This window comes from Brevundimonas sp. (assembly GCF_031082345.1).
GTDB lineage: Bacteria > Pseudomonadota > Alphaproteobacteria > Caulobacterales > Caulobacteraceae > Brevundimonas.
In genome coordinates, this window is sequence record NZ_JAVHLH010000081.1 from 1 (window position 1) to 10,529 (window position 10,529).

The window sequence follows — 10,529 nt, forward strand, 5'->3', positions numbered from 1 at the left end:
CACCACCGACCGGATCGTGTCGGCGTCCAGCGCCTTGAACGCCACGATGGCGTCGAGGCGGTTGCGGAACTCCGGCGCGAACAGCCGCTGGATGGCCTTCTCGTCCTCGCCCTCGACCTTGCCGCGGCCGAAGCCGATGGCCGCCCGCGCATTGTCGGCCGCGCCGGCGTTGGTGGTCATGATCAGCACCACATTGCGGAAGTCGACCTTCTTGCCGATGGCGTCGGTCAGCTGGCCGTTGTCCATCACCTGCAGCAGGATGTTGTAGACGTCCGGGTGGGCCTTCTCGATCTCGTCCAGCAGCACCACGGCGTGCGGATGCTGGTCGACGGCGTCGGTGAGCAGCCCGCCCTGATCATGGCCGACATAGCCCGGAGGCGCGCCGATCAGCCGGCTGACGGTGTGTCGCTCCATATATTCCGACATGTCGAAGCGCAGCATCTCGATGCCGAGCGTCGCGGCCAGCTGCTTGGCCACCTCGGTCTTGCCGACCCCGGTCGGACCGCTGAACAGGAAGGCGCCGATCGGCTTCTGCGGGTCGCGCAGCCCGGCCCGGGCCAGCTTCATCGCCGCCGAGACCTGCTCGATCGCCGAGGACTGGCCGAACACGACGCGGTTCAGGTCGCGCTCCAGTTCGCGCAGCCCCTCGGTGTCGGACTTGCTGACCGACTTCGGCGGGATGCGGGCCATGCGGGCGATGACGGCCTCGACCTCCTTCTGGCCGATGACCTTCTTGCGCTTCGATTCCGGCAGCAGCATCTGCGACGCCCCCGCCTCGTCGATGACGTCGATCGCCTTGTCCGGCAGTTTGCGGTCGGTCATGTAGCGCGCCGACAGCTCGACCGCCGTGCGGATGGCCGCGTCGGTGTAGCGCAGCTTGTGATGGCCTTCGTAGGAGGTCTTCAGCCCCTTCAGGATCTTGACCGTGTCCTCGACCGTGGGCTCGTTGACGTCGATCTTCTGGAAGCGGCGGGCCAGGGCCCGGTCCTTCTCGAAATGCTGGCGGTACTCCTTGTAGGTCGTCGAGCCCATGCAGCGCAGGCTGCCCGAGGCCAGCGCCGGCTTCAGCAGGTTGGAGGCGTCCATGGCCCCGCCCGAGGTCGCGCCGGCGCCGATCACCGTATGGATCTCGTCGATGAACAGGATGGCGTTGTCGTGCGTCTCCAGCTCCTTGACGACCTGTTTCAGCCGCTCCTCGAAGTCGCCGCGATAGCGGGTGCCGGCCAGCAGCGCCCCCATGTCGAGGCTGTAGATGGTCGCGCCTTCCAGCACGTCCGGCACCTCGTGATTGACGATCTTGCGGGCCAGGCCTTCCGCGATCGCGGTCTTGCCGACGCCGGGATCGCCGACCAGCAGCGGATTGTTCTTTGTGCGCCGGCACAGGATCTGGATGGCGCGGTCGACCTCGGCCTGGCGGCCGATCAGCGGATCGATCTTGCCGTTGCGCGACTTCTCGTTGAGGTCGACGCAATAGGCCTCCAGCGCCTCCCCGCCGGTCTTGGCCGCGGCGGCGTCCTCGGCGTCCTCGGGGCTCGCGCCCGACCGGGCCGGACGCATTTCGCCGCCCGCCTTCTTGGCGATGCCGTGGGCGATATAGTTGACCGCGTCATAGCGGGTCATGTCCTGCTCCTGCAGGAAATAGGCGGCGTGGCTCTCGCGCTCCGAGAAGATGGCGACCAGCACATTGGCGCCCGAGACTTCCTCGCGGCCCGAGCTCTGGACGTGGATCACGGCCCGCTGGATCACGCGCTGGAAGCCCGCCGTCGGCTTGGCGTCCTCGCCGTCCGAGGTGGCCAGGGCCGCCAGGTCGGTGTCGACGTACAGGGTCAGCGCCGTCTTCAGGGCGGCCAGGTCGACGTTGCAGGCGGTCATCACATTGGCCGCGTCCGGGTCGTCGACCAGGGCGAGCAGCAGGTGCTCCAGCGTGGCGTACTCGTGCCGGCGCTCGTTCGCATAGTGGACGGCGCGGTGCAGGGTCTCTTCGAGAGGACGCGAAAATGACGGCATTTGAAAGGTTCCTCTCAGTCCTTTTCCATCGTGCATTGCAGCGGGTGCTGGTGACGGCGCGCCGTCTCCACCACCTGGGCGACCTTGGTTTCGGCCACTTCGTAGGTGAAGACGCCGCAGACCCCGACGCCATGCTGGTGCACGTGCAGCATGATGCGGGTCGCGTCCTCGCGGCTCTTCTGGAAGAACCGCTCCAGCACGTAGATGACGAATTCCATCGGCGTGTAGTCGTCGTTCAGGATCAGCACCCGATACAGCGAGGGCTTCTGAAGCTTCGGCTTTGTTTCGGTGACGGTGGCGGCCCCGAGGCCTCCCTCCTGATCACCGACTTTACGTGACGGCGGCATTCGTTGTCCGTGTGTGGGAGTCGATGGACAGATAGGGGATGATGGCGTGATTTGAAGGCGCGTCCAGTCACAGCTTTATGTTTGGCCGCGGTCGTCGACCCTTCGGGATCTCCCGACCCGACGCGGCCTGGCGCTCCGCGCACGTCCGCCCTCAAGCAGTGAGCCGCCGCGCGGCGAACGCTAGGGCAAACAAAAGGGCCCCCGGATCGCTCCGGAGGCCCCTCGAACGCTTACTGTCGGTTCAGACCTAGCGGGCGGCCTGGAACTTTTCGACCGAGGCGGTGACGCGCTCGTTGATCGGCTTGAAGCTGTCCTTGACCGAGGCGGTGAACATGTCGGTCATGCGGGTGACTTCGGCCAGGTAGGATTCGGCGGCCGACTTGGCCCAGTTGGTCTGCAGCTCGAGGGCTTCCTGGACCGAACGGGCCTGGGCCAGCGACTGGGCGGCGGCGACGCCGTCTTCCCAGGACTTCTTGCCGTAGGCGACGGTCTGGGCCGAGATGGCCTCGACGCCCTTCTGGGCGGCGGCGGCCGAGGCGACGACGGCCTCAAGGTTCTTCTTGCCCTCGGCGTTCAGCTCGGTCAGGCCGGCGACCGACTTGTCGGCGGCTTCACGGAAAGCCTGCGCGCCGGCGGCTTGCATTTTCTCGGCCTGGACCTGGGCCTTCTCGGCCGAAGCCTTGACCTGGGCGGTGGCGGTTTCGACGGTCTTCTTCACGGTTTCGGCGCTGTCGGCCATGGTGTCTCTCCTGAACCTGTCGCGGCTTGGGCCGCTTGTGACTGTTCCGCGGCGAGCGATGCCACCGCGACAGAGGCTCATATGGTGCAACTGCGAACAAAGGTCAAGGGATATTGTGCACTGCACCATATTGTCACAATGCGGCGAATCCCGCCTGACAGGAGAGAACGCTTCACAAATCCGTTGACGGCTTGTTTACCGTCACGAAACCCCGATGACGCATGATAGCCTTTCGTCAGCGTCGCGTGGTGGGGCCGCCGTCGCGCTAATGAATGTATGAGGCCTGCGCTTGCCGTTCTTTTCTCTGATCCGCCGTGGTCTGTTGTCGCTGTTGCTGATCATCGCCCTCGCGGTGGTCCCCACGACGCCGCCGCTGGCCGCCCAGGAAAACACCCGCTACGCCGCCATCGTGGTCGATGCTGAAACGGGCGAGGTCCTGTTCGCGCGTCACGCAGACAGCCGGCGCTATCCCGCCTCGATCACCAAGGTGATGACCCTGTACCTGGCGTTCGAGGCGCTCACCGAAGGCCGGGTCAAGCTGGACGACGTCATCACTGTCTCGCCCCGCGCCGCCAGCCAGCCGCCCTCGAAGCTGGGGCTCGCCGCCGGTCAGACCATCACCCTCGACGACGCAATGAAGGCCACGGCGGTGCGCAGCGCCAACGACATGGCCATGGCCATCGCCGAGCACGTCGGCGGTTCCCAGGATCGTTTCGCCGCGCAGGCGACCCTCAAGGCCCGCGAGCTGGGCATGACCCAGACCCGCTACGTCAATCCGAACGGCCTGCCCGACGCGCGCCAGGTGACCTCGGCCCGCGACCTCGCCATTCTGGCGCGGGCGGTGATGCGCGACTACCCGCAGTACTACCGCTATTTCGGTCTGCATGACTGGGCCTATCAGGGCCGCGAATATCGCAACACCAACGGCCTGCTCCGCCAGGGCGACGGCTACGACGGCATGAAGACCGGCTACACCAACGCCTCCGGCTACAACCTCGCGGCCTCGGCCGTGCGGGACGGCCGGCGACTGATCACCATCGTCCTCGGCGGCCGGTCGACCGCGAGCCGCAACAGTCACGTCGCCGAGCTGATGGAAACGGGCTTCGAGGTCGAACGGCTGCGTCGCGCCGGCCAGACGATCCAGGTGGCCCAGACCTATTTCGAACAGAAGGGCTTCGGCGTCGGCCCCGACAATTCCGGCCCCGTCCAGTACGCCGAGGTCGCCGGCGAAGAGGACGGCGAGGTCGGTTCGAACGCCGTCAGCTACGCCGCCCTGCCCTCCGCGCCGCCACAGCCGACGCGGGTCACGCCGGCCCCGTCCGAGAGCCGCACCGTCGCCTCCCTGATGCGCGCCGAGGGTCCGGCCGACGTCACCGCCTCGCTGAACGGCGCCCCCGGCAACCGACCGACGCCGGCGCGCGAGACGGTGCGCGAGACCGCCGGCCGCTGGGCCGTGCAGGTCGGCGCCTTCCGCGACGAGACGGTGGCGCGCGACTGGCTGACCGAGGTCAACCGGCGCTTCCGCAGCCAGTTCACCGCCGCCGAGCGCACGGTCCAGAACGCCGAGGGCTGGTACCGCTCGCGCTTCACCGGCATGAGCGAACAGGCCGCCCAGGCCGCCTGCGCCACCCTGGCCGAGCGCCGCGTCACCTGCATGGTGGTTCGGCCGCAGTAAATCTGTCCCGCCCGAAAGCGACCAACTACCGACGCGCGAGTCCGCCCCGTATCAGACACAATCGCCGGTAACGCTCCGCCTGAAATGGAGGGCGGGTGATGAGGGCAGGCAGGAGTCTTGCGGGGCTGGCGTCGACTTCGGTTGCGCTGGTCCTCGCAGCGGCGGCGGTGGCGCAAACCCCTGCGACCACAGGCGCAGACAACGTTACCCCGTATGAACCAGTGTTCTTCGCTGAATACAGGCCCGTTACGGCGCTGGATATGATCGCTCGGATCCCCGGCTTCCAGTTCGACGGCGGAACCACGGCTCGAGGCTTTGCCGGGACTGCCGGCAACGTGCTGATCGATGGCGAAAGGCCGGTGACGCGCAGCGACAGCCTCGCTACCGTCCTGTCGCGCATTCCCGCATCGCAGGTGCAGCGGATCGACGTTGTCCGGGGCGGGGCCGGCGGCGTCGACATGCAGGGCAAGGCGGTGGTGGCGAACGTCATCCGCAAGCCCGACGCGGGGGTATCCGGTTCAGTTTCGACCGGCCTCACCCTGACCGACCAGGGGCGTTTCCAGCCGAGCGTTTCGATCCAGGGTCAGCGCCAGCGAAACGGGCGGTCAATGGACGGCTCTCTTCGCTGGTCCAGCGCATCTCTGGAGTCGGATAGTGTGCGGCAGCGGTTTTCGCCCGACGGCTCCATTCTGTTGATTGGGCTGGAAGACGGCGAGGTCGCCTTTCAGACTATGGACGCGACCGGCGTGTACGAAGGCCCGTTGGCCGGGGGTCGCCTTCGCGCCAACGCACTCATCAGCCAGAATGACAACCTCTTCGAAGGGACCGACACCCTGATCGTGCCGGGGGGGCGTGAAGACAATCGCTCGGACGGCGTGCGGCGGCGGGGGGAGGCCGGACTTCGCTGGACCCGCAGTCTGCCCCGGGGGATGAACCTTGAGCTGGTCGGCTTCCAGTCGATCACGGAGAATGAAAACTTCGGGGCGTTCGACACTCCCATTTTCACCGCCCGGACCATCAGCGAGCAACGATCCGGCGAAACTATCGGCTCGGGTTCGCTGAAGTTCGCTCCGCTGGAAACGGGTTTGGGGGATGTCAGTCTCGAGACTGGAACGGAGTTCGCCTTCAATTGGGTGGAGTCTGCGACGGCCTACACCTTTGACGGCAGCCCCCTGCCTCTGCCGGGCGACGACACCCGCGTCGAGGAATTCCGCAACGAGAGCTTTGTCACTGCCAGGTGGTCGGCGCGGCCCAACCTGACCGTCGAAGCCAATCTGAGGTACGAACTGTCGCGCATCATCGCGACGGGATCAGCGGGCGCAGGGGAAACCGCCTTGCAGTTCCTTAAGCCCCGGATGGTCTCCACCTGGACGGTGGCCCCGCGTAACACGCTGACTTTCAAGTTCGAGAGGACCGTCGACCAGCTGTCGTTCGGCGCATTCACCGCCTCCGCCGCCTTTTCGACCGGCATCTATGGGCGAGGCAATCCCGACATCCGGCCGGCGCAGACTTGGCTAAGCAGTCTCCGGTACGAGCGCCTGTTCGGAACCCAGGGGTCTCTGGTGGCCGAGTTCACGCACGAAGACATGGACGAAATCCTGGGGTCCGTCGTTGTCCTTGAGGTTCCTCCAGGCGGAGGAGCGCCGCGTCCGTACAATATTACCCGGAATGTGGGCGGGGCGACCCGCGACAAGGCCTCGCTGTCGGGTCGAATCCCTCTGGATAGCTGGGGTCTCGAGGGCGGATTGTTCACCGCCCAGGTCTTTTACCGATGGTCTGAGACCACGGATCCTGTGACATTCGAAGGACGGCGCCTGTCGGGCGATCAGCCGTTCGGATGGTCCGCGGGCCTGGGCCAGAACCTGGTCGCCCAGCGGATCAGCTGGAACGTGGGGATCAACAGCGGATCGGAAGGCCGCAGCTTTGGCCCCAGCTTCGTCTCGAACTTCCGGTCACGGCCAACGGGGCAGGTCAGCCTGACCTATCGGCCGGACGCGCGGCTGAGTGTCTCGGGCGGCCTGTTCATCGCCAATGACAGTGAAAGCGACTTCACCCTTTTCGATGCGCCGCGAAACGTCGGCGCGCCGATATATACTGAAACCAGGCGTAATCTCGGAACCAGCCAAGTCTATCTGAGCGTGAGGCGGAACTTCTGACCAAAGGGACCAGGCGCAGCCTTGCCGATGTCCGGCTTTTCCCCTATACGCGCCGCCTTTCCAGGGCTTCGGTCCTGACGCGGAGTTCCAAAGGGTTCGGGAAGTCATCCCGGCCGCCGCTTCAGGATCCATCGTGGGACAGGACTTACCCGGTCCCCCCGCGCCGACGCCCACCAAGGGAGACCACCGCATGGCTCTTTACGAGCACACGGTCATGTCGCGCCAGGATATCAGCGCGCAACAGGCCGAAGCGCTGAACGACACCATCAAGGGCTTGATCGAGCAAGGCGGCGGTTCCGTCGCCAAGATCGAGTACTGGGGTCTGCGCAACCTGACCTATCGGGTCAAGAAGAACCGCAAGGCGCACTATTCGCTGCTCGCCGTCGACTGCCCGCCCGCCGCCATGGCCGAAGTGGAACGTCAGCTGTCGATCAACGAGGACGTGCTGCGCTGGCTGACCGTCCGCGTCGAGGAGCTCGACCTGGAGCTGTCGCCGCTGCTGGCCCGCCGCGAGCGCGAGCGTGAACGTGAGCGCGAGCGCACCCCGCGCGAAGACGCCACCGCCGAAGCCGCTGACTAAGGAACCCGGAACATGACCGATACGACTGCCCCGTCGCCGGGCGCGCCGGCCGGCTCCGGCCCCGCCCGCCGCCCCTTCTACCGTCGCCGCAAGGTGTGCCCGTTCTCCGGCGCCAACGCTCCGAAGATCGACTACAAGGACGTGAAACTGCTGCAACGCTACATCAGCGAGCGCGGCAAGATCGTCCCGTCGCGCATCACCGCCGTTTCCCAGAAGAAGCAGCGCGAACTGGCCAAGGCCATCAAACGCGCCCGCTATCTGGCCCTCCTGCCCTATGTGGTGAAGTGATATGAAGGTCGTTCTGCTTGAACGCGTCGAGAACCTCGGCGCCATCGGCGACGTCGTCACTGTAAAGGACGGCTTCGCCCGCAACTTCCTTCTGCCGCGCGACAAGGCCCGTCGGGCCACGTCGGCGAACCTGAAGGCGTTCGAACTCGACCGCGCCGCCATCGAGGCCCGCAACGAGAAGAACAAGTCCGAAGCGCAGAAGATCGCCGACAAGATCGACGGCCAGACCTACGTCATGATCCGGCAAGCCGGTGAAACGGGTCAGCTGTACGGTTCGGTCGCCGGTCGCGACGTCTCCGAGGCCGTCCAGGCCGAGGGCGGCAAGATCGAGCGCTCGCAGGTCGTGCTCAACACGCCGATCAAGACCCTGGGCGTCCACGAGGTGCAGGTTCGCCTGCACGCCGAGGTCTCCGCCACGGTCAAGATCAACATCGCGCGTTCGGTCGACGAAGCCGAGCGTCAAGCGAAAGGCGAGGACGTGATCAAGTCCGCCTACGACCAGGACCGCGCGGAAGCGATGGAAGCGGCGCAGGACATGATCGCCGGCGGCGCCGGCCAGCAGGAAGGCCTCGGCTCGGAAGCCTGAGCCCGTCCAGACGGCTGAAGACTGCGAAGGGGCGCTGCCGGCGACGGCGGCGCCCTTTTTCTTGCGCGTGTCTCACTTTGCCCCATATATCGCCGCTCTGGCTGGAGCCCGGGAGGCGTCGTCATGCGTGCAGGAATGATTGCGGCCGTTGTCGCCGCCTCTCTCGTCGCGGGGTCCTCCGCGGCCCAGTCCGGAGGAACGCTGGAGTCCTTCGTGACCCGCGCCAACCGCATACCGTTGAACGCCACCGCCATGCTGCGGCCCGACGCGCACCGGCTCAAGGGCGAGGCCGAACGGGCGTTCAACGCCGTCGGCCGCGAGATCCGGGACGCCCGCGCCGCCAACCGGACTCCGCCGGCCTGCCCGCCCGAGAACATCAATCTCAATCCCCGGCAGCTGCTCGACTACCTGAACGGCATCCCGCAGGCGCGCCGCCAGCGCATGACCGTCACCGACGGCATCCGCAGCTGGATGGCGTCGCGGTATCCGTGCGCCGGCTGAGCCGTTAACTGATCCGGCTACGGAATTCCGGATCGCCCACAATAGCCCGGACTTATCCCTAGACGGCCTTACGTCCGCGACTGACGCAGGCCGCGCGCATGGGTAAGACATGAGCCCAATGAACGCCCTGGCCCCCGTCTCCTTCCCGCCGATGGACCCCTCGTCCATCCCGTCCCTGCCCCACAACCTCGAGGCGGAACAGGCGCTGCTGGGCAGCCTGATGTTCGACAACGCGGTGTTCGAGCGCCTGTCGGACCGCCTGCGCGGGGCCCATTTCTACGAGCCCTTCCACCAGCGGCTCTATGACGCCATCGAGGATCATGTCCGCCAGGGCCTGCTGGCCGAGCCGACCATCCTGATGGAGCGCTTCAAGCAGGACCCGGCCTTCCAGGAGTTCGGCGGCCTGCGCTATCTGGCCGACCTCGTCGACCGCGCGCCGCCGGCGGCCAACGCCCCCGACTACGCCCGGGTGGTCTATGACCTGTCCCTGCGCCGCGACCTGATCCGCATCGGCGGCGAGATCATCAAGGAGGCGCCCCAGCCCGAAACCGCCGCCATCGACCAGATCGAGACCGCTGAACAGCAGCTCTACACCCTGGCCGAGACCGGCAAGCCCTCCTCGGGCTTCGTCAGCTTCTCCACCGCCCTGTCCGGCGCCGTGCAGATGGCCGCCGAGGCCTATCAGCGCGACGGCAAGCTGGCCGGCCTGGCCACCAACCTCGACGACCTCGACCAGAAACTGGGCGGCCTGCATCCGTCCGACCTGCTGATCCTCGCGGGCCGTCCGTCGATGGGCAAGACGGCGCTGGCCACCAACATCGCCTTCAACGTCGCCCGCAACTACCGCTGGGAGCCGACCCCCGAGGGCCGCAAGACCGTCAGCGGCGGCGTGGTGGCCTTCTACAGTCTGGAAATGAGCGCCGAACAGCTGGCCATGCGTATCCTCGCCGACGCCTCGGGCGTGTCGTCGGACAAGCTGCGCAAGGGCGAAATCGACGCCGCCGACTTCGGCAAGATCCGCGACGCCGCCGTCGAGATCGGCGAAAGCCCGCTGTACATCGACGCCACCGGCGGCCTGTCGATGTCCAAACTGGCCGCCCGCGCCCGCCGCCTCAAGCGGATGGAGCACGGCCTCGACCTGATCGTGGTCGACTACCTGCAGCTGATCACCACCGGCGAGAGCAACAGCCAGAAGAACCGGGTGCAGGAGGTGTCGGAGATCACCGGCGCCCTCAAGGCCCTGGCCAAGGAGCTGAGCGTGCCGATCCTGGCCCTGTCGCAGCTGTCGCGTCAGGTCGAACAGCGCGAGGACAAACGGCCCCAGCTGTCCGACCTGCGGGAGTCGGGCTCGATCGAGCAGGACGCCGACTGCGTCATGTTCGTCTATCGCGAGAGCTACTACCTTGGCCGCGCCGAACCGCGCGAGGGCACCGAGGAGCACCTGAAGTGGCAGGAGGACATGGACCGCCTCAAACACCAGGCCGAGGTCGTCATCGGCAAACAGCGCCACGGCCCGATCGGCATCGTCAAACTGTCGTTCGACGCCGACACGACGAAGTTCGGCAACCTCGCCCAAGGCCAGCGCTACGACAGCTACGGCGACTGAAAAGCCCTCCCCCCTTGGGGGAGGGGGACCGCTACGCGGTCCCC

Annotated in this window: 10 protein-coding genes; 7 read left to right on the forward strand and 3 right to left on the reverse strand. The window is 66.6% G+C overall.

Translation table 11 applies throughout. From position 1 onward, the window contains the following. The 3 genes from clpA to RDU12_RS07155 form a co-directional block, all read right to left on the reverse strand. On the reverse strand, positions 1–2,007 hold a 2,007-nt coding region (gene clpA / locus RDU12_RS07145), incomplete at its 3' end, for an ATP-dependent Clp protease ATP-binding subunit ClpA (protein ID WP_308684343.1). A gap of 14 nt (positions 2,008–2,021) precedes the next feature. Further along, on the reverse strand, positions 2,022–2,354 hold the full coding sequence (gene clpS, locus RDU12_RS07150; protein ID WP_300291569.1) for an ATP-dependent Clp protease adapter ClpS: 333 nt from the start codon (positions 2,352–2,354) through the stop codon (positions 2,022–2,024). A 247-nt stretch (positions 2,355–2,601) separates the two neighbouring features. Further along, entirely contained in the window at positions 2,602–3,093 is a 492-nt protein-coding gene (locus RDU12_RS07155; protein ID WP_300291570.1) for a phasin family protein, read from the reverse strand. A 289-nt stretch (positions 3,094–3,382) separates the two neighbouring features. Between RDU12_RS07155 and RDU12_RS07160 the strand changes: the two genes are divergently transcribed. The 7 genes from RDU12_RS07160 to RDU12_RS07190 all read left to right on the forward strand — a co-directional run bounded on the left by RDU12_RS07160 (position 3,383) and on the right by RDU12_RS07190 (position 10,485). After that, the gene (locus RDU12_RS07160; RefSeq protein WP_308684344.1) at positions 3,383–4,768 is read left to right on the forward strand and encodes a serine hydrolase; all 1,386 of its coding nucleotides are present in this window, start codon (positions 3,383–3,385) and stop codon (positions 4,766–4,768) included. A gap of 260 nt (positions 4,769–5,028) precedes the next feature. Then, positions 5,029–6,924, forward strand: coding sequence for a hypothetical protein (locus RDU12_RS07165; RefSeq protein ID WP_308684345.1), 1,896 nt, complete (start codon positions 5,029–5,031; stop codon positions 6,922–6,924). A gap of 190 nt (positions 6,925–7,114) precedes the next feature. Beyond that, the gene (rpsF, locus tag RDU12_RS07170) at positions 7,115–7,504 is read left to right on the forward strand and encodes a 30S ribosomal protein S6 (RefSeq protein WP_183251372.1); all 390 of its coding nucleotides are present in this window, start codon (positions 7,115–7,117) and stop codon (positions 7,502–7,504) included. A 12-nt stretch (positions 7,505–7,516) separates the two neighbouring features. Next, positions 7,517–7,792 carry a 30S ribosomal protein S18 gene (gene rpsR, locus RDU12_RS07175; RefSeq protein ID WP_168048961.1) on the forward strand — a complete coding sequence of 92 codons (276 nt, stop codon included), beginning with the start codon at positions 7,517–7,519 and terminating at the stop codon, positions 7,790–7,792. A gap of 1 nt (position 7,793) precedes the next feature. Then, positions 7,794–8,378 carry a 50S ribosomal protein L9 gene (rplI, locus tag RDU12_RS07180; protein ID WP_300290939.1) on the forward strand — a complete coding sequence of 195 codons (585 nt, stop codon included), beginning with the start codon at positions 7,794–7,796 and terminating at the stop codon, positions 8,376–8,378. A gap of 213 nt (positions 8,379–8,591) precedes the next feature. Continuing rightward, positions 8,592–8,879 carry a hypothetical protein gene (locus RDU12_RS07185; RefSeq protein WP_300290937.1) on the forward strand — a complete coding sequence of 96 codons (288 nt, stop codon included), beginning with the start codon at positions 8,592–8,594 and terminating at the stop codon, positions 8,877–8,879. 118 nt (positions 8,880–8,997) lie between these two features. Further along, entirely contained in the window at positions 8,998–10,485 is a 1,488-nt protein-coding gene (locus tag RDU12_RS07190) for a replicative DNA helicase (protein WP_300290935.1), read from the forward strand. Positions 10,486–10,529 lie beyond the last annotated feature (44 nt).